Annotated in this window: 22 protein-coding genes; 8 read left to right on the plus strand and 14 right to left on the minus strand. The window is 64.9% G+C overall.

Annotated elements, in window-relative coordinates; translation table 11 throughout:
* Positions 1 to 147 precede the first annotated feature (147 nt).
* The 8 genes from MPZ60_RS06470 to MPZ60_RS06505 all read left to right on the plus strand — a co-directional run bounded on the left by MPZ60_RS06470 (position 148) and on the right by MPZ60_RS06505 (position 9,648).
* Entirely contained in the window at positions 148 to 1,335 is a 1,188-nt protein-coding gene (locus MPZ60_RS06470; RefSeq protein ID WP_034357945.1) for a substrate-binding domain-containing protein, read from the plus strand.
* A 212-nt stretch (positions 1,336 to 1,547) separates the two neighbouring features.
* Positions 1,548 to 2,378 (plus strand): ABC transporter ATP-binding protein, encoded by an 831-nt coding sequence (locus MPZ60_RS06475; RefSeq protein WP_034357948.1) that lies wholly within the window; start codon positions 1,548 to 1,550, stop codon positions 2,376 to 2,378.
* Complete coding sequence (locus MPZ60_RS06480) at positions 2,375 to 3,100, plus strand: ABC transporter ATP-binding protein (protein WP_034357950.1); 726 nt, start codon at positions 2,375 to 2,377, stop codon at positions 3,098 to 3,100. The genes MPZ60_RS06475 and MPZ60_RS06480 overlap by 4 nt, the downstream gene beginning before the upstream one ends.
* A 91-nt stretch (positions 3,101 to 3,191) precedes the next feature.
* Positions 3,192 to 4,175, plus strand: coding sequence for a branched-chain amino acid ABC transporter permease (locus MPZ60_RS06485; RefSeq protein WP_034357952.1), 984 nt, complete (start codon positions 3,192 to 3,194; stop codon positions 4,173 to 4,175).
* A 156-nt stretch (positions 4,176 to 4,331) separates the two neighbouring features.
* Complete coding sequence (locus tag MPZ60_RS06490) at positions 4,332 to 5,402, plus strand: branched-chain amino acid ABC transporter permease (RefSeq protein ID WP_034357954.1); 1,071 nt, start codon at positions 4,332 to 4,334, stop codon at positions 5,400 to 5,402.
* 57 nt (positions 5,403 to 5,459) lie between these two features.
* Positions 5,460 to 7,607, plus strand: coding sequence for a D-(-)-3-hydroxybutyrate oligomer hydrolase (locus MPZ60_RS06495; RefSeq protein ID WP_034357956.1), 2,148 nt, complete (start codon positions 5,460 to 5,462; stop codon positions 7,605 to 7,607).
* 92 nt (positions 7,608 to 7,699) lie between these two features.
* Complete coding sequence (locus MPZ60_RS06500; protein ID WP_034357958.1) at positions 7,700 to 8,614, plus strand: alpha/beta fold hydrolase; 915 nt, start codon at positions 7,700 to 7,702, stop codon at positions 8,612 to 8,614.
* 83 nt (positions 8,615 to 8,697) lie between these two features.
* Positions 8,698 to 9,648, plus strand: coding sequence for a VTT domain-containing protein (locus MPZ60_RS06505; RefSeq protein ID WP_034357960.1), 951 nt, complete (start codon positions 8,698 to 8,700; stop codon positions 9,646 to 9,648).
* Between the two features lie 61 nt (positions 9,649 to 9,709).
* Here MPZ60_RS06505 and MPZ60_RS06510 read toward each other — a convergent pair whose 3' ends face one another.
* The 14 genes from MPZ60_RS06510 to hemH form a co-directional block, all read right to left on the minus strand.
* Positions 9,710 to 9,883, minus strand: coding sequence for a hypothetical protein (locus MPZ60_RS06510; RefSeq protein WP_012837430.1), 174 nt, complete (start codon positions 9,881 to 9,883; stop codon positions 9,710 to 9,712).
* A gap of 13 nt (positions 9,884 to 9,896) precedes the next feature.
* Positions 9,897 to 10,994 (minus strand): YeeE/YedE thiosulfate transporter family protein, encoded by a 1,098-nt coding sequence (locus MPZ60_RS06515; RefSeq protein ID WP_034357963.1) that lies wholly within the window; start codon positions 10,992 to 10,994, stop codon positions 9,897 to 9,899.
* 153 nt (positions 10,995 to 11,147) lie between these two features.
* Positions 11,148 to 12,104 (minus strand): sulfurtransferase, encoded by a 957-nt coding sequence (locus MPZ60_RS06520; RefSeq protein ID WP_034357965.1) that lies wholly within the window; start codon positions 12,102 to 12,104, stop codon positions 11,148 to 11,150.
* A 215-nt stretch (positions 12,105 to 12,319) separates the two neighbouring features.
* A complete protein-coding gene (locus tag MPZ60_RS06525) occupies positions 12,320 to 12,856 on the minus strand; it encodes a (2Fe-2S)-binding protein (RefSeq protein ID WP_034357967.1) in 537 nt (178 codons plus the stop codon).
* On the minus strand, positions 12,853 to 15,135 hold the full coding sequence (locus MPZ60_RS06530) for a xanthine dehydrogenase family protein molybdopterin-binding subunit (protein WP_034357969.1): 2,283 nt from the start codon (positions 15,133 to 15,135) through the stop codon (positions 12,853 to 12,855). The genes MPZ60_RS06525 and MPZ60_RS06530 overlap by 4 nt, the downstream gene beginning before the upstream one ends.
* A 6-nt stretch (positions 15,136 to 15,141) precedes the next feature.
* The gene (locus tag MPZ60_RS06535) at positions 15,142 to 15,939 is read right to left on the minus strand and encodes a xanthine dehydrogenase family protein subunit M (protein WP_034357970.1); all 798 of its coding nucleotides are present in this window, start codon (positions 15,937 to 15,939) and stop codon (positions 15,142 to 15,144) included.
* A gap of 24 nt (positions 15,940 to 15,963) precedes the next feature.
* Positions 15,964 to 16,476 carry a nucleoside deaminase gene (locus tag MPZ60_RS06540; RefSeq protein ID WP_034357972.1) on the minus strand — a complete coding sequence of 171 codons (513 nt, stop codon included), beginning with the start codon at positions 16,474 to 16,476 and terminating at the stop codon, positions 15,964 to 15,966.
* 20 nt (positions 16,477 to 16,496) lie between these two features.
* Positions 16,497 to 17,258, minus strand: a complete 762-nt coding sequence (locus tag MPZ60_RS06545) for an ABC transporter permease (protein ID WP_034357975.1) — start codon at positions 17,256 to 17,258, stop codon at positions 16,497 to 16,499.
* 30 nt (positions 17,259 to 17,288) lie between these two features.
* Complete coding sequence (locus tag MPZ60_RS06550; protein ID WP_034357978.1) at positions 17,289 to 18,068, minus strand: ABC transporter ATP-binding protein; 780 nt, start codon at positions 18,066 to 18,068, stop codon at positions 17,289 to 17,291.
* 68 nt (positions 18,069 to 18,136) lie between these two features.
* Complete coding sequence (locus MPZ60_RS06555) at positions 18,137 to 19,135, minus strand: ABC transporter substrate-binding protein (protein WP_034357982.1); 999 nt, start codon at positions 19,133 to 19,135, stop codon at positions 18,137 to 18,139.
* Positions 19,136 to 19,175: 40 nt separating this feature from the next.
* Entirely contained in the window at positions 19,176 to 19,976 is an 801-nt protein-coding gene (locus MPZ60_RS06560) for an alpha/beta fold hydrolase (protein ID WP_034357984.1), read from the minus strand.
* An 11-nt stretch (positions 19,977 to 19,987) separates the two neighbouring features.
* Positions 19,988 to 20,941, minus strand: a complete 954-nt coding sequence (locus MPZ60_RS06565) for an isopenicillin N synthase family oxygenase (protein ID WP_034357988.1) — start codon at positions 20,939 to 20,941, stop codon at positions 19,988 to 19,990.
* Positions 20,942 to 21,133: 192 nt separating this feature from the next.
* Positions 21,134 to 22,111, minus strand: a complete 978-nt coding sequence (locus MPZ60_RS06570) for a LysR family transcriptional regulator (RefSeq protein ID WP_034357991.1) — start codon at positions 22,109 to 22,111, stop codon at positions 21,134 to 21,136.
* A 45-nt stretch (positions 22,112 to 22,156) separates the two neighbouring features.
* Complete coding sequence (gene hemH / locus MPZ60_RS06575; RefSeq protein ID WP_034357994.1) at positions 22,157 to 23,254, minus strand: ferrochelatase; 1,098 nt, start codon at positions 23,252 to 23,254, stop codon at positions 22,157 to 22,159.
* Positions 23,255 to 23,261: the final 7 nt, after the last annotated feature.

Consider the following 23,261-nt stretch of genomic DNA (forward strand, 5'->3'; position numbering starts at 1 on the left):
TAAAGACATTTATTGCCTGATTTTCAGACGATATAGAGCTGCGTATAGCGGCTCCTCAGAGGAAAACCAGACTGGCACGAAGACTGCTGTCTGCACACCATAGAAAGACAAGCGGACACACCGCATCCATCCTCAAGGAGACAACACATGCACAAGCGCAGCCTGCTGCAGGCGGCCGTTCTGGCGGCCATGGTGGTTCATGTTCCCGGCGCCCTGGCGCAATCCGAAATCCGCATTGCCCATGTCTACAGCAAGACCGGGCCGCTGGAGGCCTACGGCAAGCAGACCCAGGCCGGGCTGCTGATGGGGCTTGAATATGCCACGGGCGGCAGCATGACGGTGGCAGGCAAGAAGCTGGTGCTTATAGAAAAGGATGACCAGGGCAAGCCCGATCTGGGCAAGAGCCTGCTGGCCGCAGCCTATTCGGACGACAAGGCAGATCTGGCTGTCGGCCCCAGCGCGTCGGGCGTGGCGCTGGCCATGCTGCCCGTGGCCGAGGAGTACAAGAAGATCCTGATCGTCGAGCCCGCCGTGGCCGATTCCATCACCGGCGACAAGTGGAACAAGTACATCTTCCGCACGGGCCGCAACTCCAGCCAGGACGCGATCAGCAATGCCGTGGCCATCGACAGGCCTGGCGTGACGATTGCGACACTGGCCCAGGACAATGCCTTCGGTCGCGACGGCGTCAAGGCCTTCAAGGAAGCGGTCAAGAAAGGCAAGCTGGTGCATGAGGAGTACCTGCCCGCCGCCACCACCGATTTCACGGCCGGGGCCCAGCGCCTGATCGACAGGCTCAAGGATGTTCCGGGCAGGAAGGTGATCTGGATTGTCTGGGCCGGTGCCGGCAACCCCTTCAAGATCGTCGACATGGACCTCAAGCGCTACGGCATCGAGATCGCCACGGGCGGCAACATACTGCCCGCCATGGCGGCCTACAAGAATCTGCCGGGCATGGAGGGCGCCACCTACTATTACTTCGGCATTCCCAAGAACCCGGTGAACGAAGCCATGGTCTCCATGAGCTACAAGCAGTTCAAGGCTCCGCCGGACTTCTTCACGGCGGGCGGTTTCTCGGCCGCCATGGCCATCGTCACGGCACTCAAGAAGACAGGCGGCGACACCAAGACCAACACCTTGATCAAGGCCATGGAAGGCATGAGCTTCGATACACCCAAGGGCGTCATGACCTTCCGCAAGGAGGATCACCAGGCCATGCAGAGCATGTACCACTTCAGGATCAAGAACGATCCGGCCATGGCCTGGGGCGTGCCCGAGCTGGTGCGCGAGATCAAGCCTGAAGAAATGAACGTTCCCGTCCGGAACGGACGGTAACCCCCCCCTGAGTTACTTCGCCTAGGCGGCCCCGCGCCTTCCCCTAACCGGGCGTCCCCTCTCTCGTCGGGAGGGGAACGACGCCATCGCCGTGAGGCGGCTCTTGCTCGGCGTCTCTGACTTGGTCAGCGTGCGGGCAAGGTTCAGTTCACTTTTTGATAGCTGCATGCGCTTGTGTGTAAGGCGCTAGGGGCTGTATTTGCCTATTTTTCATGCTGACCACTGACAAGCTCACCGTCCGCTTTGGCGGCCATGTTGCGGTCAACGGCGTGACCTGCTCCTTCGAGCCGGGCACGCTGACGGCCATCGTCGGCCCCAATGGCGCGGGCAAGACCACTTACTTCAATCTGATCTCGGGGCAGTTGCGGGCCACGGAGGGCAGGGTGTCGTTGCAGGGGCGCGACCTTACGGGCCTGCCGCCTTCGGCGCGCACGCGTGCCGGCCTGGGGCGGGCCTTTCAGCTCACGAATCTGTTCCCGGCCCTGTCGGTGCTGGAGAACGTGCGCCTGGCCGTGCAGGCCACGCGCCAGGGCGCGCACCGGCGCGGCATGAATCTCTGGAGCATCTGGAGCGACCACCGCGCATTGCTGGCGCGCGCGCAGCAAATCCTGGAGCAGGTGGCGCTGTGGGCGCGGCGCGATGAGCCGGTTTCGGCCCTGCCGCATGGCGACCAGCGCAAGCTTGAGGTGGCGCTGCTCATGGCGCTGGAGCCGAAGGTCTATATGTTCGACGAGCCTACGGCGGGCATGAGCCATGACGAGGCGCCGGTGATTCTGGACCTGATACGCGAACTCAAGAAGGATCGCAGCAAGATCATTTTGCTGGTGGAGCACAAGATGGACGTGGTGCGCGAACTGGCCGACCGCATCATCGTGCTGACCAATGGCACGCTGGTGGCCGACGGTAAACCGGCCGAAGTCATTGCCTCGCCCGTGGTGCAGCAGGCATACCTGGGGTTGACGCCCCAGGATGCCGTTGGCGGCACTGACGCTCACCCCCATCCCGGCCTTCCCCCGTCAGGGGGAAGAGGAGAACAACCATGAGCGAGATACTGTTGGAGCTCCAGGGCGTGCACACCCATATAGGCGCCTATCACATCCTGCACGGCGTGGATTTGGCTGTGCCGCGCGGCGAGGTCACCATGCTGCTGGGCCGCAATGGCGCGGGCAAGACCACCACGCTGCGCACCATCATGGGCCTGTGGCAGGCCGGCCAGGGCAGCATCCGCTTTGGCCGGCAGGACATCACGCGCCTGGCCACGCCGGCGATTGCCCAGCTCAACATCGCCTATGTGCCCGAGAACATGGGCATTTTTGCCGACCTCACGGTCAAGGAAAACCTGCTGCTGGCTGCACGCTCGGCCTCGCATGCGGCGCGTATGGACCGCTCGCGCCTGGACTGGATCTACGAGCTGTTCCCGGCCGTGCAGAAATTCTGGGACCATCCGGCCGGCAAGCTCAGCGGCGGGCAAAAGCAGATGGTGGCCGTGGCGCGCGCCATCGTCGAGTCGCGCGATCTGCTCATCGTGGATGAACCCAGCAAAGGCCTGGCTCCGGCCATCATCAACAACATGATCGAGGCCTTCGCCCAGCTCAAGGCCAGCGGCGTGAGCATTTTGCTGGTCGAGCAGAACCTTGCCTTCGCCAAGCGCCTGGGCGACGGCGTGGCTGTAATGGACAACGGCCGTGTCGTGCACGCGGGCCGCATGGTCGATCTTGCGGCCGACGAGGAACTGCAGCAGTCGCTGCTGGGGCTGGCGCTATGAAGTCACAAGAGTCAAAGCAAAAAGCAGATCGAGCGCTTGCTGGTCAAGCGCAGGCCGCTATGGATATGAAAGTTCGCGCCGAGGTGAGGACATGATACGCAAGGACCTGGATTACAAGCCGCTGCTGCTGGTGCCGCTGCTGGCGCTTGCTACCTTGCCCCTGGTGGGCTCTCCCAGCACCTGGCTTACGCTGACGGTGGCTGGCCTGGCAATGGGTATGATCATCTTCATCATCGCCTCGGGGCTGACCCTGGTGTTCGGCCTCATGGACGTGCTCAACTTCGGCCATGGCGTGTTCATCGCGCTGGGCGCCTTCGTCGCCACCAGCGTGCTCGGTGCCATGGGTGACTGGACGGGCTCGGCGCAGCTGTGGCGCAACCTGGTGGCCGTGCTGCCGGCCATGGTCGTGGCCATGCTGGTGGCTGGGGCCCTGGGCCTGGCCTTCGAGCGCTTCATCGTGCGGCCCGTCTACGGCCAGCACCTCAAGCAGATTCTCATCACCATGGGCGGCATGATCATCGGCGAGGAGCTGATCAAGGTCATCTGGGGTCCGCAGCAGATTCCGCTGCCGCTGCCCGAAGCCATGAAGGGCGCCTGGCTGCTGGGCGATGCGGCCGTGGAGAAATACCGGGTCTTTGCCGTGCTGGTGGGCGCTGCCGTGTTTGCCGTGCTGGCCTTCATGTTGTCGCGCACCAAGATCGGCCTGCTGATCCGCGCCGGCGTGCAGGACCGCGAGATGGTCGAGTCCCTGGGCTACCGCGTGCGCCGATTGTTCGTGGCCGTGTTCGTCGCGGGATCGGCCCTGGCCGGCCTGGGTGGGGTGATGTGGGGCCTGTACCAGCAGAACGTGGTGGCCCAGATGGGCGCCCAGGTCAATGTGCTGATCTTCATCGTCATCATCATCGGCGGCCTGGGCAGCACGGGCGGCGCGCTGATCGGTGCGCTGCTTGTGGGACTGATGGCCAACTACGCGGGCTTTCTGGTGCCCAAGGTGGCGCTGTTTTCCAATATCGCGCTCATGGTGGCCGTCCTGCTGTGGCGTCCCCAAGGCATCTATCCGGTCGCCAACAGATGAGATACCCCCTGAGTCGCTTCGCGCCTTCCCCCTGGAAGGAGGACGCCACCCTCGCTGCGGGGCGGCGCGGCCGGCCCAGGCCCTTGCTCGGTGGCAACTGGCTTGGTGCATGCCGGCTGCATATGTGGCGCCATGAAAGTTTGAAAGGCTAGTCTGATGCTCAACCGTTTGCTCTCCGGCGACCTGCCGCGCAGCCGCGTGCTGGCCATGGTGTTATTGCTGATCTTCGCGGGCCTGGCCCTGGCGCCGTTTCTCTTTCCCGGTGTCAAGGCGCTCAATGTGGCGGCCAAGGTGCTGATCTTCGTGGTGCTGGTGGCAAGCTTTGATCTGCTACTCGGCTATACAGGCATCGTCAGCTTTGCCCACACCATGTTTTTCGGCATAGGCGCTTATGGTGTGGCCATTGCCTCAGGCAGGCTGGGGCCGGGCTGGGGGGCGCTGGCCCTGGGACTGGGGGCGGCGCTGCTGGTGTCGCTGCTCTTGTCCCTGGCCATCGGCCTGTTCTCCCTGCGTGTGCGTGCCATCTTCTTTGCCATGATCACGCTGGCCGTGGCGGCTGCATTTCAGACCCTGGCGTCGCAGCTGTCGGACTGGACGGGAGGCGAGGACGGCCTGACCTTCAAGATGCCCGAATGGCTGTCGCCCAGCTTCGAGCCGTTCGAGAACGAGATCTTCGGCATCCTCATCGACGGCAGGATCATCAGCTACTACCTGCTGTTTGCCGTGGCCGTGGCCCTGGTGCTGATGCTGCTGCGCATCGTCAATTCGCCGTTCGGCCGCGTGCTGCAAGCCATCCGCGAGAACGAATTCCGTGCAGAAGCCATTGGCTACCGCGTGGTGGTCTATCGCACCACCTCCAGCGTGCTGTCGGCCCTGTTCGCCTGCGTGGCTGGCGCCATGCTGGCCGTCTGGCTGCGCTACAACGGGCCCGATACCTCGCTCTCGTTCGAGATCATGATGGACTGTCTGCTCATTGTGGTGATCGGCGGCATGGGCACCATCTACGGCTCGGTGATCGGCTCCGTGGTATTCCTGATCGCCCAGAGCTATCTGCAGGATCTGCTGCGCATGGCCAGCGAGGCCAGTGCCAGTCTGCCTTGGCTGGCCGCGCTGCTGTCGCCCGACCGCTGGCTGCTGTGGCTGGGCCTGCTGTTCGTGCTTTCGGTCTATTACTTCCCCACGGGTGTCGTGGGGAGGCTGCGCGCGGCTGCGGCGCGCAAGTCCTGACATCTTTTACTGGCATCCCTTCTCTGACTGCTTTCACTACGACAGGAGACAAAGCCCATGCAGAAGACCTATGCGATTGCCTTGCCGCCTCTTTCCCTTGGCGCCCTTGCGGTGCTGGCGGCCGCCGTGCTGACCGCCTGTGGAGGCGGTGACGGCGGTGACCTGAATGCCAAGCCCGGCTACCTGGGCACGGTGCGGCAACAGAGCTATGACGGCAGCAGCGATGACCTGCTGACCGCGGGCCTGGGCAAGAGCGGCCTGGCCGTGGCCACGGCGCCGAGCTTTGCGGTTGCGCTCCAGCCCACGGCGGCCGAGCTGCGCCGCCTGGCCATTTACACCAATTACCGCGCCATGCTGGACATGACGGCAGCGGGTGGCTACGGCACGCTCTACGGCCCCAATGTGGATGCGCAGGGCCGGGTGACGGCCGGCGAGGGCAGGATTGCCGGTACCGAGTACATCGCGTTCTCGGATGACGGCACGGGCCGCAAGAACGTCACGCTCATGGTGCAGGTGCCGGACAGCTTCGATCCCAGGAAGGCCTGCATCATCACCGCCACGGCTTCGGGCTCGCGCGGCGTGTATGGCGCCATCACCACGGGCGAATGGGGGCTTAAGCGCGGCTGTGCAGTGGCTTATTCCGACAAGGGCACGGGCGCCGCGCCACATGACCTCATGAACGACACCGTGCCGCTGATCGACGGCACGCGCAGCACGGCTGCCGCAGCGGGCAAGCAGGCTGCATTCAATGCGGGGCTCACGGCTGGCGAACTGGCCGCCTTCAACACTGCCACGCCCAACCGCTTTGCCTTCAAGCATGCGCACTCGGGCCAGAACCCAGAGAAGGACTGGGGCCGTACCACGCTGCAGGCCGTGGAGTTCGCCTACTACGTGCTCAACGAGCGCTATGGGGAGCGCAACATTCTGGGCGAACGCCTGCGGACACTCAAGCCGAGCAACACCATCGTCATTGCATCAAGCATCTCCAACGGCGGCGGCGCGGCGATTGCCGCCGCCGAGCAGGACTCGCAGGGGCTGATCAATGGCGTAGCCGTGTCCGAGCCTGCGGTGGAGTTGCCCGCCAGCCCCGGCGTGACCGTGCAGCGCGGCGGCACGGCACTGCCCGTGGTGGGCAAGACGCTGGTGGACTTCACGAGCTATGCCAACCTCTATCAATCCTGCGCCTCGCTGGCGGCATCGGTCAGCGGCTCTCCCTATGCGGCTGCGTTTGCTGCGGGCTTTGCCAGCACGGCTCTGCCGATTGCGCCCAACCGCTGCGCGGCACTCAGGACTGCCGGATTGCTGAATGCCACGACCACGGCGGCACAGGCCGAAGAAGCTTTGCAGAAGCTGCGCGACTATGGCTGGGAGCCGGAGTCCAGCGAGCTGCATGCCTCGCTGGCCGCCTTTGAGGTGGCGCCCGCCGTGTCGGTCACTTTTGCCAACTCGCTCTCGCGCGCCAGCGTGAAGGACAACCTCTGCGGCTACAGCTATGCCGGTGCGACGGCTGCGGGCGCAGTGACGCCGCTGGCCCCAGAGGCGCTGGCCAGCATGTTCTCCACGGGCAACGGCGTGCCGCCATCGAGCAGCGTGCAGCTCATCAACAACAAGGGCAAGTTCGGTGCCGCGCGCGACTTCCTCTCCGTCTCGGTGAACTCGGGCGTGGCCGACTGGAACACGCCGGGTGCGCTATGCCTGCGCAATCTCGTCACGGGCAATGATGGCGCCGCCAGGGCGCTGCAGGCCGGTGTCGACGAGACAAGGCGCAACGGCAATCTGCAGGGCAAGCCGGCCATCATCGTCCATGGCCGCGCGGATGCGCTGCTGCCCGTGAACCACACGACGCGGCCCTATGTGGCGCTCAACCGGAAAGTGGAAGGCGCTGCCAGCAAGCTCAGCTATGTGGAGGTCACGAATGCCCAGCACTTCGACAGCTTTATCGGCCTGCCCACCGTGCTGCCGGGGTACGACACGCGTTACATCCCGCTGCATGTCTATCTGAACCGCGCGCTCGATGCCATGTATGACCACCTTGCCAACGGCAAGGCGCTACCTCCCAGCCAGGTGGTGCGCACCGTGCCGCGTGGTGGCAACCCAGGCCAGGCGCCGGCCATACAGCCGGCCAATCTGCCGCTGATTGCCGGCACGCCGGCAGCGGCCGACAGGATAGAGGTCAGTGCCGGAGCCATCCGCGTGCCGGACTGATACGCATGACCGGCAGGTGGCTACGGCTGCCGGCCGACTACCGAAGTTGATAGCTGATAGCGCTTATCGCATATGCGCTAGAGGCCTTTTTGATGCTGAAACCTGCCATGCCCAACAACTGCGCTTCTGCGGCCATCGAGCCGGCATCCTGCTATGCGAACTGCGCTGGCTACGAGATTCATTACCTTGACTGGAAGCCGCAAGGCCCGACCAAGGCTACGGTGATCGCCTGGCATGGCCTGGCACGCACGGGGCGCGACATGGATGCACTGGCGCAGTTTCTTGCGGTGCAAGGCTATCGCGTCATCTGCCCGGATACGCTGGGCCGCGGCCTGAGCCAATGGAGCCGCAACCCGCGCGAGGAGTATCAGCTGCGCTTCTATGCCCGGCTGGCACGCGAGCTGATGGATGCGCTGGCGCTGCAGCAGGTGCACTGGGTGGGCACCAGCATGGGCGGAGCGATAGGCACGGTCTGTGCATCCGGCCTGTTCGAGCCGGATCTCAGGCAGCGCATTCTCACGCTCACGCTCAACGACAATGCGCCCGAACTGGCCGAGGCTGCGCTGGCCCGCATCAAGAGCTACGCGGGCCGGCCGCCGGTGTTCGACACCGTCGCCGAGCTGGAAGGTTTTTTCCGCGCGGCCTACAAGCCCTATGGCTGGCTCAGCGATTTCGAGTGGCGCAAGCTGACCGAGACCAGCACGCGTCGTTGCGATGACGGCCGCGTCACCCCGCATTACGATCCGCGCATGATCGAGCAGTTCACCGAGCATGACAACGACTATCTGCTCTGGGATCACTATGACGTGCTGCAACTGCCCGTGCTGTTGCTGCGCGGCGAGGAGTCCGATCTGGTGCTCAAGCCGGTGGCCGAGCAGATGCAGCAGCGTGGCCCCGGTGCCCGAGGTCTGCTGACCTGGCTGGAAGTGCCGGACTGCGGCCATGCGCCGGCGCTCAATGTGAGCACGCATTTCGAGGCCGTTCTGTCCCATCTGCACCAGGTTTGACGCGCAAAACCTCGCAGGCCCGGGGATGTTCGCGTCTCGCTAGCATCGGTGGCTAACCCTGGTCGGGGTAAGGAGCGTGGGTCATGGGTTTTGTCGTGGATCTGATTCGGGAATACGGCTTCGGCATTGTCTTTCTCAACGTGCTGGTAGAGCAGCTGGGCGCGCCCGTCCCGGCCTATCCGGTGCTGGTGGTGACCGGAGCGCTGGAGGGGGGCAGCCTGGCACGCCTGGGCTGGCTCACCGTGATTGCGGTGGCCGCAGCGCTGATAGCCGATGTGCTCTGGTACCACGCTGGCAGGGCCTATGGGCACAGGGTGCTGGGACGTATCTGCCGCATTTCGCTCTCGCCCGATGCCTGCATACGCCAGACCGAGTCGGTTTATGGGCGTTGGGGCGCCAAGTCCCTGCTGGTGGCCAAGTTCGTGCCGGGCTTTGCCTCCATTGCCAGTGCGTTGGCCGGTGTGGTGGGCACGCCGCTGCGCACCTTTGTGTTGTTCGATACGCTGGGGGCCCTGATCTGGGTGGGCTCGGCGGTGTTTCTGGGCTCGCTGTTCAGTTCCACGGTGCAGGATCTGCTCGATGTGCTGACGGCGCTGGGCAAATGGGGGCTGCTGCTGCTGTGCGTGGCGTTCGCGGTCTTCGTGGCGCGCAAATGGTGGCAGAGGCAGCGCGTCGTGCGTTCGCTGAAGATGCCGCGCATGTCGGTCGAGGAACTGGCGGGGCTCAACGCCCAGGGCATCACGCCGACGGTGATCGATGTGCGCGAACCCCTGCTCTTCGGCCAGGGTCATATTCCCGGGGCCAGCTCCTGGCTGGAGCATCAGGGCAAGGGCAAGGCGGCCTACGAACATTTGCTGCCGCGTGAGCGGCATGAGCATGGCCTGGTCGTGTACTGCGACTGTCCCGACGAGATCTCCGCCGCGCGCGTGGCCCGGCAATTGCAGCGTGCGGGATTTCACAACGTCCGGCCATTGTCCGGTGGCCTGACGGCCTGGGAGGCAGCGGGCTTCGAGCTGGAAAAGCCCCAGGCCTGAGCAGGCCCCAAAGAAAACGCCCTGACCGTAGGGCAGGGCGTCGGGGCAGGGACTGTGGCCCTTATTTTCCGGCAGGCATGGAGCAATGTCCGCCCTGTGCTGCCTGGCCGGAGCCGGCTGCAATCAGCGGCGCTTCAAAGCGCAGGTCGATGGCCGGCGATGTATGAAAGTCCCAGGCCAGAAAGACGAGCAGCAGAGCCCAGAATACGGTGCGCAAGGTGCTTGGTGAGGTCATGGTTGTTCCTTGCTCAGAAGCCGAAATGGCGGCGGATGCGCAGGCCGAAGATGGTGCCCGCAAATGCCAGTGGGACCCAGATCCAGCCGTGGATGGAGCCGGTGGAGATGCCCGAGAGCATGGCGCCCACATTGCAGCCGAAAGCCAGGCGCGAGCTGTAGCCGAGCACCAGTCCCGCCACCAGGGCCACGACCCATTGCGTGCCTGTGAGTGCCTTGGCAGCCGCGGGCTTGCCGGCGGCAATCCACAGTGCGCCGCCCAGAATGCCGATATTGGTGATGCTGGTCACGTCCAGCAGCACGGTTTCATGCAGGCGCGCCGCATTGCCGGGCTGGCTCCAGAACCAGTTGCTGGCCAGATCGACGGCGCCCGTGGCGTTGGCGATCTTGGCTGCCCACAGACCAAAGCCGTAGACCACGCCCCAGGGCTGGCCCGCGATGATCAGATTGAGCGTGGCCAGGATGGCCAGCAGCACGGCACCGACCAGCCATTTGCGCACCAGCAGCGGCTTGGCCGGGCGGTTCAGGGCGGCATTGGCCTTTTTCACATACAGGGCCACGCCTGCAGCGATCACGGCCAGTGCCACCAGCGTGGCGATCAGCGCTGGAGCCCAGCCCCATTGCGTGACCAGGCCCACGGGTGCTGTATTGCCCAGGTCCAGCCACCAGCCCAGGTGCAGGCTGCCCAGAAAACTGCCGATCGCAAACAAAGGCAGTATGGCCGTGTTCATGGGAATGCCCATGCCGGCTTTGTACAGCGTGCCGCTGCCGCAACCGTCGGCGATCTGCATGCACAGGCCGAAGACAAAGGCACCGACCAGCAGGCTGATGCTGGGGGGGCCGAGAGCTGCCGTCAGCTCGGGGAAATGGCCCAGCAAAGGCATGGCCAGTGCCGCAGCCAGCGCCAGCAGTAGCAACTGGCCAAAGATGCCGCTGCCGTCTTTTTCCTCGACCAGCATGCGCCAGCCCGTGGTGAAACCAAAGCGCTTGCCGGCCAGCACCGCGCCCAGGCCTATGCCCACGGCGAACAGCGCCGCCTGACGCACCGAGACCGACCACAGCAGCCAGCCAAAGAAAACGGCCAGCAAGGCCGTTATGGGAAGTCGTTTCATGTTTTTAGTGTTAATTCAGTGCCTCAAGAGTTCGAGGCGTGTAATACCGCCACACACCAAGTCAGAGACACCAAGCAAGTCCTAGGCGGCCCCTCTGCCTCGCAGCGAGGGTGTCTGTCCCGCTTGGGGAAGGCGCGAAGCGACTCAGGGGAGTCATTTAAAAGTTTTTTCCCACCATTTTTGGGCGTCATAGGCCAGTGACTGGGCGCGGCCCGGCTGGTTGGCCATGCGCGGCGCGTCCTTGGACTGCGTCCAGTCCACCATGGAGCCTGCGTAGAGCTTCACATTGGGCAGGCCGGCCATTTCGGACAGGCCGAACCAGTCGGTGGCCGCCCAGTGACCGGTGTTGCAGAAGGCCACCATGTCCTGGCCTTGTGGGCGCTGGACCTTGGCAGCGATTTCCCTGGCCTTGGCTGCATCCACGAACTGCGAAGTACCGGGCACAAACCACTGATTGAAATCCAACTGCTGGGCGCCGGGCAGGGTGCCCGAGAGCTTGGCTGCTGGCGCGCGGGTCTTGCCCAGATAGAAGGCGTCGGGGCGCGAGTCCACCAGGGCCGCATTGGAGAGGTCGATATGCTTGCCCACGTCCTGCTGGGTGGCCAGCCAGCTGGCGTCAAAGGTCGGTGCGTAGCTGCTGGGCGCGATCTGTGTGCGGGTCTTGGTCAGGGGCTTGCCTGCGCCTTCCCAGGCCTTCATGCCGCCGTTGACGATGGACAGCTCCTGGAGACCCAGGCTTTTGAGCGTCCAGTAGACGCGGGCAGTGGCACCGAAGTCCGTGGCGTCGGCACCGCTGGAGATCACGATGGCATGCGTGGCCGGCGTCAGGCCCAGGGACTGCACCAGTGCCACCAGCTTGGCCTGGTCGGGCAGCTCGCCCGGATTGGTGGCCGGGCCGCGCCATTTGCCGTAGGGGGCGTTGGTGGCCTGGGCGATATGGCCGGCCTCGAAGGCTTTGGGGTCGCGGATATCGATGAGGCGGACATCGGCCTGCTGCAGCAGTGGCTGCAGTTGCTCGGGGTTGAGCAGGGGTTGGGCTGCGAGCGCCCAACTGGTGGCGCCCAGGCTCAAGCCCAGACCCAGTGCATAGCGTGTCAGAGAGTTTTTCATGGCAGGAGTCGGCAAAGCCGAGTCGTCAGGGGCATGGCTATGCCCAGGGCCTCTATTGTCCGGCCTTGCCGCGACAGGGCCAACCAAGAAAAACTTGTCTGCTTATTGCCTGGGGTCATGAACCGGAGAGCAAACGGCATGACTTCTGATGATGATAGCTAGAAGTGGTTGAATCGCTTTGTGGGTAGGCGATTGCAGCTATTAATCTTGAGCAATCATGCGCTTTTCCCGGCCGGAAACAGCTCCTGCACCGCCCGCCGGATACCGCCATAGCCCGTACAGCGACAAAGGTTTCCACACATCTGGGCCTCGGCCTCGGCAGCCGTGGGGCGGGGCTGCTGCTGGTGCAGCCAGCTCATGCTCATGACCATGCCGGAGGTGCAATAGCCGCATTGCACGCCGCCGCAGCGCGCCAGCGCGTCGCGCACGGGTTCGCTGGCGCTGTCCTGTGCCACGGACTCGATGGTGCGCACCGTCTGGCCCTGGATCTGATAGGCCATCAGCAGGCAGGCATTCACGGGCTCGCCGTTGAGCCAGACCATGCAGGCGCCGCAGCGCCCCACTTCGCAGCCGGGCTTGGCCCCGGTGAGGTGCCAGTGCTCGCGCAGCAAGGTCAGCAGCCGGGTGTCGGGGCTGCAGCTGGCGCTGACCGGCTGGCCGTTCAGATTCAGCTGCAGCGCAAAAGCCGGGGCCTCCTTTGCGCTGGCTGCGGGTGGCTTGCCGCCGTGCTCCGGGATGTGGGTCGTCGTCATGGTGTGGAGGACTCCGCGCCCGCCTCCAGCAGCGCGATCACGCGCTCCGGGGTCATGGGCAGTTGCGTGATGGGGCGCTGCAGTGCGGCGGCCAGGGCATTGGCCACTGCGGGCAGGGCCAGGTTGACGCTGATCTCGCCGGCTCCGCGCGGGCCTATGGGATCGCCCTCGGGAAGGTTCTCGATCGCCAGCACCTGCATTTCAGGGGCATCGGCCAGCGTGGGGATCAGATAGCTGTCGAGATTGCGTGCCTGGTAGTGGCCGTCCAGGCAAGTCAGCTCCTCCTGCGTGCCCATGGCCAGGCCCATGAGGGCGCCGCCTTCCATCTGACCCAGATAGCCCTGGGCCGATGCCACGGGGCCCAGGGCCGTGCACATCACCAGCCGCTGCACCTGGACCAAGCCGCTCCAGGTGTCGACGCGTACCTGGGCAATGGCGGCGCAGGCTCCGAAGACGAAGTGGGTGTCATGCGCGTTGCCCTCCGGGTCCTCTGCGCGCAGGTCTATAGAGATACAGGGCGCTTGTTCGCCCGATGCCTTTGCCAGATCGGCGTAGCTCAGGCACAGGCCCGCAGCGCTTTCCAGGCCCCAGGCGCCGCAGCGCAGAGGGATATCGGGCAGCAGTCTTGCGGCGGTCAGGAGCAAGGCTTGCTGCCAGGGCTGGGCCGCCTGCTGCAAGGCGCGCCATACCAGCGTGGTGGCGCGCGAGGCGGCCACTGGGCCCGAGTCGGGCGTCAGCCGGGTATCGCCCAGCACCGGCCGGATCGCGTCGGCTGCGCAGCCCAGATGCTGCGCGCCCAGGCTCTGTATGGTTCCGACCAGGTTCTGTCCCAACTCGGTAAAGCCGCAGCGCAGCTCGATCGCACCGTCGGCGGCCAGGGCCAGCTCCATGCGGCAGTCGCTGGGCCCACCCTTGCCAAAGCCGTCACTGCGGTGGATCAGCGTGAGGCCCACGCCGTGCAGATGGCGGCCGTCCGCGCTGGCCCAGCGATGCGGCCCGCGCCACAGCGCTTGCTGGCGGGCGACATCGAGTGCGCGCTGGGCGCCGTCAAATGGCACGACATGCTGGCCCAGCGGGCCGGGTGCCTCGGGAGCGGCGAGATTGAGGGCGCGAAACGCGTCAGCTGTCATGCCGACCAGCGCAGCCAGTCTGTCCATCTGCTGCTCGAGTGCAAATTGCACCTGCACGGCGCCGAAGCCGCGAAACGCACCGGCGATGCCGTTGTTCGTATAGGCCAGCCTTGCGCTGAGGTCCAGCGCCTGATACCGGTAGGGGCCGGGGACATGCTCGAGTGCGGCATCCAGCACCTCGGGGCCGTGCGTGGCATAGGCCCCGGTGTCGGCCACTATCTGCACCTGGTGGTAGGTAAGCCGCCCCTGTGCATCGCAGCCTGTCTGCATTTCGATCTGCATGGGATGTCGCTTGACACCCAGATCCACTGATTGCGGACGTGTCAGGTGCAACCGTACGGGGCGCTGCGCCTTCCAGGCCAGCAGGGCCGCAATCGGCTGAATCGTCAGCTCGTCCTTACCGCCATAGGAGCCGCCCACGGGTGTGCCCACGGCATGCACTCTGTCGTGAGGCAGGCCCAGCATGTCGGCGATGACCTGCTTGTCCCGCGCGGGATTGTGGCCGCCGAAGAACAGCTGCAGGCCGCCCGCGCCATCGGGCTCGGCGACACCGCCTTCGGTCTCGAGAAAGGCATGCATCTGGCGCGGCGTCACATAGCTGTCCTGCACCCGGTGCACTGTGCTTGTCCGGGCCGCAGATATATCACCCTGGCGGTGGCTGGCGGCATGCAGCAGATTGCCGCCCTGATGGACCGGATGGGCGGCGGCCACCGTGTCGTCAAGGGCAGCGACCGGGTCGCAGACCGGGGGCAGGGGTTCGTAGTCAACCCGGATCAGCGCCAGAGCCTGCCGCGCCGTCTCCATGTCCACGGCCGCAACGGCGGCGACCGGGTCGCCCACATGGCGCACCTTGTCGATGCAGAGCACGGGCCGATCCGCCTTGCGCAAGCCATAGTGCTTGATGCCGGGAATATCGGCATGGGTCACCACGGCATGGACGCCTGGCAGGGCTTGGGCGGCGCTGGTGTCGATGCTCAGAATGCGCGCATGGGGGTGGGGGCTGCCGAGAATCGCTGCGCGCAGCTGGCCCGGCCGGATGCGGTCGCTCAGAAAGCCCGGGTTGCCGCCGAGCTTGGCCCCGGCATCGGGCCGTACCGGCAAAGCCTCCAGGCCCAGCTCGCGGATGTGATGAGGGGTGGGGAATTCCATGATGGTTCAGGCCAGCAGCCCGCAATGTCCGGCAATCAGGCGGCTGGCAATCCGGGCCAGATCGGGAGGCAGGCTTTGCTCGCAGGTGGTGCGTATATCGCCGAGGGAGGGATGGATCTGCAGCTCCTGCGCATAGCTCAGCAGCTTTTCCGTGGCTTGCAGGCGGTGCACTCCTATGCCGGGAGCCGCCACGGCGATTCGGTCCACGCTCAGCAGCTGTTGTGCATCGCTCCAGCGCAAGGCCATGCGCAGGCGCGCGGGGGAGAATGCCGCGCGGTAGCCGACCTTCTCGAACACCAGTGGCCGGGGCTCCATCACATCGCTGCGCGGCAGCAGGAACGACAGCATCAGAGGCCGGTCCATGAGCTTGAGCGTCTGCGCCAGCGACTGCAGGTTGCCGTCCGTCAATTCGACCTGTGCATCCATGGCCAGCAATACCGGGCAGCAGTCGCCTTCGCCCCAGCCTATATTGCCGCCCAGGGTTCCCAGGCGGCGTATTCCCATGGCTCCGAGCTGATCCAGGGCCTGGACGAGCACGGGCGCGTGCTGCTGTACCCAGGGGTGACAGCGGACGGCTTCCAGCCGCATGCCTGCACCAATATGCAGATACTGCGGGCCGAGGCTGATCTGCTGCATCTCGGGCCAGTGCATCACATTGATGAAATGCGTGGCCGACGGCGCCAGGCGAGGCTCTGCCCATGACTGCTGCAGCAGCGTGCCCCCGGCGATGAAGCAAGCGGCATCGCCGAGCTTGCGGGCCAGGGCCTGTGCGGCCTGGGGTGACGAGGGGTGGGTGAGCAGCATGGCAGCCTCCTGCTGGCGTGGTCCTCAGCGCTGTGCCCAGAAGGCTTGCTGCTGGGCGGCGATCTCGGCCTCCATCTCGGGTACGGGGCCGATCAGCTCCACGGCCTTCTGGCAATGGTCGAAGACATAGCGCGACGAGACGCTCATGGTCGGGTTCTCGCCATGGCTGCCCGTGCATTCCAGCAGGTGCTGCTCGGTCATGCCGAACACGATGCGACCGATATTGGCCCAATAGGCCGTACCGGCGCACATGCAGCAAGGCTCCACATTGGTGTAGAGCGTGCAGCTCCAGAGAAACTCGGCCGTGTAATTGGTGGCCGCCATGCGCGCCAGGGTCGATTCCGCGTGATTGACGGTGTCGATATTGCACTGCTCCATGAGCACGGTCTCCTGGTCGGGGGCCACCAGCACGGCACCGAAGGGGTGGCGGCCCATTTGCGTGGCGCGCTGGGCCACGGCCTGCGCGCGACGCAGATTGCGCTGGATTTGTTCGGCAGAGGGCGTCAGGCCCTGCGGGGGAAAGTTCTTGTCTGTCATGGTGGCGGTCCTTGTGTTGATCAGGCTGGAGTGCTCTGGCTCCAGGGAAAGAGGCGCTTGTGCAGCTGCTGCACGCCACCATAGAGCAGCAGGCTGCACAGCACCAGCAGTGCCAGTGCGGCAAAGGCCACGGGCACCTTGAAGGAGGAGGTGGCAAACAGGATCAGATAGCCCAGGCCTTTTTCCGCAGCCACGAACTCGGCGACCACGGCGCCCACAATGGCCAGCGTGATGGAGACCTTGAGGGCCGAAAACACATAGGGCACGGCAAACGGCATGCGAATCTGCCAGTACTGGCGGCTGGTGGTGGCGCGCAGCGAGCGCGACAACTCCACCAGCTCTGCCGGCACCGAAGCCAGGCCCAGGGCCGTGGAAACCACCAGCGGGAAAAAGGCAATCAGCGTGGTGATGACCACACGGGGCAGCAGGCCTGCACCCAGAGTGACGACGATGATGGGAGCGACGGCCACGATGGGGGTGGACTGGATCACCACCAGCCAGGGCATGATGATTTTCGAGAGCAGCTGCGATCGCGTGATGGCGATGGCCAGCGGAATGGCCAGTGCGATCGCCAGCGCATAGCCTATGAGCGCGACCTGCAAGGTGGCCGTGACATGCTCCAGCCAGCGCTGCAGCCCCATCTCGGCAGCAGCCAGCCAGATCTGGCTGGGAGCGGGAAAAATGTACTCGGGTATATGCGCCAGGCGGCAGGCGCACTCCCAGAACAGCAGGACGGCGAGGAAAACCAGCAGCGACGCATGGCGTTGTATGAGGGCAGACATAGGGGGCCTCTTGGGGCTGCGGGAGGATCTTCAGGCGTGTGCGGGGTGTTTGCTGAAGACCTGGAGACGAATCTCGTTGGCCATTTCGGTGAACACGGGATCGGCCAGAGTGGCCATGCTGCGCGGGCGTGCCAGCGGCACATCGATGATGTCGGCCACACGGCCCGGGCGGGCGCTCATGACCACGATGCGGTCGGATAGCAGCAAGGCCTCCTGGATGGAGTGGGTCACAAAGACCACGGTCTTGGGGCGCTCGTTCCAGATGCGCAGCAGCTCCAGGCTCATTTCGTCGCGTGTGAGCGCGTCCAGCGCCGAAAAGGGCTCGTCCATCAGCAGGATGTCCGGATCATGCAGCAAGGAGCGTGCAATCGCGACGCGCTGCTGCATGCCGCCCGAGAGTTCGTGGGGCCGCTTGTGGCCGAAGTCCCTGAGGCCGATCATCTCCAGCAGTTGCTGGGCGCGGGCCTCTTCCTTCATTTCCACATTGCCGTATTTGTGGCGCATGGGGAAGGTGATGTTGTCCAGCACCGAGAGCCAGGGCAGCAGCGTGGGCTTCTGGAACACCATGCCGATCTCGTCGCGTGGTTCGGTCACGGGCAGATCGAAGATGCGCACCTCGCCGCTGCTGGGGCGGATCAGGCCCGCAATCAGTCGCAGGATGGTGGACTTGCCGCAGCCCGAAGGGCCGATCAGCGAGACGAATTCGTGGCGGCGCAGATGCAGGTCCACGCCCTGCAGGGCCGTGACAGGGCTGCCATCGCTGGAGACAAAGGTCTGGGTGACCGCGTTCAGATCGATTACGTATTGCATGGCAGGCGATCAAGGAAAGAACAAGGGCGGGAGCGCGAGGGCGGCGCTGTGCCGCCCTCACAAGGGATTTACTGGCTCAGAAAGCGGCGGTCCACCAGCGTTTCCGGGTCGACCTTCTTGAGGTCGTAACTCATGGACTGGGCCACCCAGCCCCAGGTGGCAGCCAGCAGCCGGGGCTCGAATTTGCCAAGGCCGTCGCGCTGGCTGATCTCGTTCCTGAGCAGCGGGATGGAGGCTTCAAATTCGGCCTTGACCACGGCAGTGTCGGCCTCGGGCACCTGGGCCTTCAGCGACTCGGCCGCCTTTTGCGGGTTCTGGATGGAGAACTCCAGCGACTTGCCCAGTGCCCGCACATAGCGCTTGAGCACTTCGGGGCGCTCCTTGATGGTCTTGTCGCTGGCCATGACGGACCAGCCATAGCCGTCCAGACCGAACTGCGTCCAGGGCAGGACCGACAGTTCCTTGCTGGCCTGCTTGAGCACGGCGCCGAAAGCTGGAGCCACGGTCACCCAGTTGATGGTCGCGTCCACGCGGCCCTGGGCCAGCATGGGTGCCAGCGTCGCCGGGTCCGACTTGATGACCTTGATCTTGCTGGCGTCCACGCCGTTCTTCTGCAGCACGATGGGCCACAGGGCATTCGACGAGGAGAAGGTGGGCATGGCCACCGTCTTGCCTTCCATGTCCTTGAGGCTCCTGATCTTGCTGTCGGTGCGCGTGAAAAGCGCATCGGGCTGTTTGGAATACAGCGACATCACGGCCTTGACGGGAATCCTGCCTTCGGCAGCGGCCATCATCAGCGCCGAGATGCCGCCAAAACCCACATCGGCAGAGCCCGAGGCCACCTTGGTCACGGCATCGGCCGAGCCTCGGCCGGGAACAATCTTCACGTCCAGGCCTTCGTCCTTGAAAAAGCCTTGCTGCACGCCGGCATAGACAAAGGACTTGTCGCCACCGGGCAGCCAGTCGAGCTGTACCGTGAGCTTGTCGGCTGCCTGGGCCGCTGCGCCACAGGCGACGAGCATGGCGAAAAGGGCGGAGCGCTTGAAGTAGGTAGCGGGGCGCGTCATGAATAACTCCTGAAGAATGCGAGTTCGGGGTAATTGCTTGCTATACATTGATGAGCGGCATGCGCAAGCTCATAAACGGTTTTGATTGAATTTCATCCAAAACCGGCAGCAAGGTATCGCTCAGGGCCTGAGGGCAGGCCAGCTGTGGCACATGGCCGCAGTCGAGGCTGATGCGCCTGGCGCCCGGCGTGAGCTGCTGCATGCGCTGCTGCAGCGGCAGCGTCACGGAGCGGTCCTGGCGACATTCCACATAGATACGTGGCACCCGGCCAAAACGCTCTGCGCTGAGCCGGTTCACCATGGCCCGGCCCGTTTCGGGCTGGACGCAGAGACGGCTGGCCGCTTTGAGCGCTGCGGTCGGAGGGCAGTCATGCAGGAACAAAGCCATGGCGGCTTCCAGCGGCACGCTGCTGGCATTGCGCTGCTCGTTCCAGGCCAGATGCGGGCCTATGCCCTGGTAGTCAAAGCCCGGATCGGCGGCGCGGCATTGTGCGATCACATCGCCATAGCTCATGCCGCTGGGCAGCATCATTCCGGCCAGGTAGACCAGGGCGCTGACCCGCTCGGGGGCGGCCTGGGCGACCTGAGACGCTGTCATGCCGCCACCGCTGTGACCGACCACCACGGCAGGGCCGTCCAGCGCTTCCAGCACGCGCAGCACATGGGCGGTGTAGCCGTCGAGATTGGCGCAGCTGTCGTCTTCGGCGGCGGCATCGTTGCCCGGCAGATTGACGGCAAGCACCTTCCAGCCTCGGGCCTGCAGCAGCGGCGTCCAGGCCGCAAAAGCCCAGCTGCCTTGCCAGGCCCCGTGGATCAGCACCATATTGCGTGAGCTTGTCATCGTGGTCTCCGTCAACCGTAGGTGCGGCGATAGCATTCGATCTGGTGCTGCTCCACCGTGACGGCCGGGTATCTGGGCTGCTCGCCATCGTCCAGGCAGGTGGGAATGCATTCCACCTTGTGCAGCGGGTTGCCCGTGAAGAAAAAGGGCACGGAATAGCGTTCGCGACCCGAGACATTGATGACCCGGTGCAAGGTAGAGACATAGCGGTCGTTGGTCCAGCGCGCGAACAGGTCGCCGATGTTGACGACGAATGCGCCGGGTACGGGGGGGGCGTCGATCCAGCTGCCGAGATCCTTGTCCCAGACCTGCAGGCCGCCGGCCTCGTCCTGCAGCAGCAAGGTCACGCCGCCGAAGTCCGTGTGCTCGCCGCAGCCTTTCTCGCCGGGTTCAGGGTTGGCAGGCTGGGGCGGGTAATGCAGCAGGCGCAGGGTCGCGGCGGCCTCCTTGAGATAGCCGTCGAAGTGGCTGACCGGCACGCCCAGCGACAAGGCTAGGCCGCGCACAATGGTCGCGCCCAGGCCGTAGGCGGCCTGGTAATAGTTCTGCATCACGGCGCGGAAGTCGGGCAGGGTTTCGGGCCATTGGTTGGGGCCGGTATTGAAGCGGCCGGCCAGCACGCGCGCATCGTTGGCCGCGACCTCGGCGCCAGCGTAAAAGCTTTCCTTGAGATCGGGCGGTGCGCCGCTCTCCAGCGTCTGGGCGCGCAGCGGCTCATAGCCGCGATTGCAGCGGGAGAGCTTTTTGTCCACGGCCAGCTTTTCGGTCATGGGCAGGTCAAAGAAGCGCTGGCTGGCGGCAAACAGGCTGCTGATCAGCGCAGGGTCTATGCCATGGCCGGTGATATAGAAGAAGCCGCGCTGTTCGCAAGCCTGGCGCAGTTGCTCGGCCACCAGGTGCTGATCCACAGGGTCATGGCTGCGCAGGCCGCTGATGTCGATGAGGGGGAGGGCAGAGGTGCTCACGAATGGCGTCCAGAAACTGAAGAACTGGAGTCAGTTTAGAAAGCACAGTCCGTGCTGGGTAGCGCAGCTTTTGCTGCGGGGTGATCTAAAAATGTGAGCGCTAATCGCTGATGGGTAAAGTGTTGCACGGCATTGGTGCATTCGCGAGAGGCGATACGCACAATGCCGGTGCAGTCATGGACCGGGGCGCTCTCAGCTCCTGGCGGAAGCCGCCGCAGCGGCGGTCTGCGTGCGGGCCACCCATTCACGCAGGGCGACGCTTTCCTCGTCCTCGCGGCTTTCTATGGCATCGGCCGCGATGCGGTTGAAGGCGTCGAGTGCCGATGGCAGCGTGCGTCCTGCACGCACATAGACGCCAAGTTCGGAGTACAGAGTGGTAGGGGTATCCAGCGGCACATGGACCAGCCGGCCTTCGCGCAGCTCGCGCTCCAGCCCCAGGCGGCTCTGGAAGAAAATTCCCACGCCGCGTTCGGCAAGACTCTTGGCCAGCTCGATGGACGAGGTTTCCAGCAACACCTGCAATGCACGCTTGTGGTGCGCCAGCAAGGGCTGCAGCAAGTCGTGCATGGAGAGTTCGGGCGTTGGCAGAATCAGCGGAAAGGCCGCGCATTGCGCAAAGTCCACGCGCTCCAGCTGGGCAATCGGGTGCTTGGGCGGCACGATGGCACCCAGCGCAAAGCGGCCCATGGTGCATTGGCGCAGATTGTCGTGGCGCTTGATCGAAAAGCCTATGCCCACGTCCGCATCGCCCTGAATCACGGCCTGTGCCGCCTGCTGGGAGCCGCAGGTGCGCACATGAATCTGAATCGTGGGATAGCGCCTGTGCATCTGCGTGAGCACGGCCGGCATCAGGTCGGCGTTCAGGCCTTCCACGGCGGCCACGCTGACCGAGCCGCGACGCACGCCGCGCAGCAGCTCCAGCTCGGTGCTGAGGCGGTGCTCGTCCTGCAGCACTGTGATCACATGGCGCGAAAACACTTCGCCGGCGGCCGTGAGCCGCAGGCCCGAGCTCAGGCGCTCGAACAGCGGGCTGCCGATTTCGTCCTCAAGCTGCAGCAATTGGCGGTTGACTGCCGACGAGGCCACATGCAGATGGCGCGCGGCTTCGCGTATGGAGCCGCAGCGGCGAATCATGTCGAAATAGCGAATGGAGCGGGCGTGAATATGCATGCAGCCGGAGGCAGCATATGCCGTGCCAGTTCGCTGGATGGCCGCCTACTGCGGCGCGCCCGCCGCCTTGGCGTGCTGGGCACGGGCCTTGAGATCGACATCGTCCTCGCGCCCGGTGGGCCAGCCTTGCATATGCTGCCGGGCAATATCGCTGAGTGCGGTGATCCAGGGCGCACTGTCGTTGAGGCAGTCTATGTACTCGAACTGCTGGCCGCCCGCATGCAAAAAGGCTTCACGCGCTTCCTGCTTGATTTCCTCCAACGTCTCCAGGCAGTCGCTGGTAAAGCCGGGGCAGACCACATCGACGCGCCGGGTGCCGGCCTGGGCCATGGCAATCAGCGAGGGTTCGGTATAGGGCTCCAGCCATTTGGCCTTGCCAAAGCGCGACTGGAAGGTCACCAGATACTGGTCGGTGGCGAGCTTGAGCCGCTCGGCCAGCAGGCGTGCCGTCTTGTGCGATTCGCAGTGATAGGGATCGCCCAGATGCAAGGTGCGCTCTGGCACACCATGAAAGCTCATGACCAGCTTGTCCCCGCGACCGTGGCCGCGCCAGTGGGCTTCTATGCGCTGTGCCAGCGCTTCGATATAGCCGGCATCGTCGTGGTAGCGGTTGACGAAACGCAGCTCGGGAATATGGCGCTGGGTCCTGGCCCAGTCGTAGACGGCGTCGAACACGCTGGCCGTGGTCGTGCCCGAGTACTGGGGGTACAGCGGCAGGATCAGGATGCGCGTCACGCCGTCTTTCTTGAGTGCATCCAGCTGGGCCGCAATGGACGGCGTGCCGTAGCGCATGGCTGGCAGCACCAGCACATTGTGGCCGCGCTCGCCCAGCCAGCCGCGCAGCAAAGTGGCCTGGCGCGTGGTCCAGTGCAGCAGCGGGGAGCCGTCCTTTTCATGCCAGACGGTGGCGTACTTGGCGGCCGACTTGGCCGGACGGGTGCGCAGGATGATGCCGTGCAGAATCGGCCACCAGGCGAGCTTGGGAATCTCGACCACACGATCGTCACCGAGAAACTCCGCCAGATACGGGCGCACTGCGGCGGCCGTGGGCGCGGCCGGCGTGCCCAGATTGCACAGCAGGATGCCGGTGCGTGCGGATTGATCGTGACGGAAGCGGGGTTCGGGCGCAAAGCGTGATGGCATGGCGCAA

The sequence above is a fragment of the Comamonas sp. 7D-2 genome, from assembly GCF_022749555.1.
GTDB lineage: Bacteria > Pseudomonadota > Gammaproteobacteria > Burkholderiales > Burkholderiaceae_C > Comamonas > Comamonas thiooxydans.

Coding starts and splice junctions, on each gene's coding strand:
- MPZ60_RS06560 (WP_034357984.1), bottom strand. CDS start 19,976: ATGACAAGCTCACGCAATATGGTGCTGATCCACGGGGCCTGGCAAGGC.
- MPZ60_RS06545 (WP_034357975.1), bottom strand. CDS start 17,258: ATGTCTGCCCTCATACAACGCCATGCGTCGCTGCTGGTTTTCCTCGCC.
- MPZ60_RS06515 (WP_034357963.1), bottom strand. CDS start 10,994: ATGAAACGACTTCCCATAACGGCCTTGCTGGCCGTTTTCTTTGGCTGG.
- MPZ60_RS06555 (WP_034357982.1), bottom strand. CDS start 19,135: ATGACGCGCCCCGCTACCTACTTCAAGCGCTCCGCCCTTTTCGCCATG.
- MPZ60_RS06470 (WP_034357945.1), top strand. CDS start 148: ATGCACAAGCGCAGCCTGCTGCAGGCGGCCGTTCTGGCGGCCATGGTG.
- MPZ60_RS06520 (WP_034357965.1), bottom strand. CDS start 12,104: ATGAAAAACTCTCTGACACGCTATGCACTGGGTCTGGGCTTGAGCCTG.
- MPZ60_RS06525 (WP_034357967.1), bottom strand. CDS start 12,856: ATGACGACGACCCACATCCCGGAGCACGGCGGCAAGCCACCCGCAGCC.
- MPZ60_RS06530 (WP_034357969.1), bottom strand. CDS start 15,135: ATGGAATTCCCCACCCCTCATCACATCCGCGAGCTGGGCCTGGAGGCT.
- MPZ60_RS06495 (WP_034357956.1), top strand. CDS start 5,460: ATGCAGAAGACCTATGCGATTGCCTTGCCGCCTCTTTCCCTTGGCGCC.
- MPZ60_RS06475 (WP_034357948.1), top strand. CDS start 1,548: ATGCTGACCACTGACAAGCTCACCGTCCGCTTTGGCGGCCATGTTGCG.
- MPZ60_RS06550 (WP_034357978.1), bottom strand. CDS start 18,068: ATGCAATACGTAATCGATCTGAACGCGGTCACCCAGACCTTTGTCTCC.
- MPZ60_RS06490 (WP_034357954.1), top strand. CDS start 4,332: ATGCTCAACCGTTTGCTCTCCGGCGACCTGCCGCGCAGCCGCGTGCTG.
- MPZ60_RS06500 (WP_034357958.1), top strand. CDS start 7,700: ATGCTGAAACCTGCCATGCCCAACAACTGCGCTTCTGCGGCCATCGAG.
- MPZ60_RS06480 (WP_034357950.1), top strand. CDS start 2,375: ATGAGCGAGATACTGTTGGAGCTCCAGGGCGTGCACACCCATATAGGC.
- MPZ60_RS06505 (WP_034357960.1), top strand. CDS start 8,698: ATGGGTTTTGTCGTGGATCTGATTCGGGAATACGGCTTCGGCATTGTC.
- hemH (WP_034357994.1), bottom strand. CDS start 23,254: ATGCCATCACGCTTTGCGCCCGAACCCCGCTTCCGTCACGATCAATCC.
- MPZ60_RS06485 (WP_034357952.1), top strand. CDS start 3,192: ATGATACGCAAGGACCTGGATTACAAGCCGCTGCTGCTGGTGCCGCTG.
- MPZ60_RS06540 (WP_034357972.1), bottom strand. CDS start 16,476: ATGACAGACAAGAACTTTCCCCCGCAGGGCCTGACGCCCTCTGCCGAA.
- MPZ60_RS06570 (WP_034357991.1), bottom strand. CDS start 22,111: ATGCATATTCACGCCCGCTCCATTCGCTATTTCGACATGATTCGCCGC.
- MPZ60_RS06535 (WP_034357970.1), bottom strand. CDS start 15,939: ATGCTGCTCACCCACCCCTCGTCACCCCAGGCCGCACAGGCCCTGGCC.
- MPZ60_RS06510 (WP_012837430.1), bottom strand. CDS start 9,883: ATGACCTCACCAAGCACCTTGCGCACCGTATTCTGGGCTCTGCTGCTC.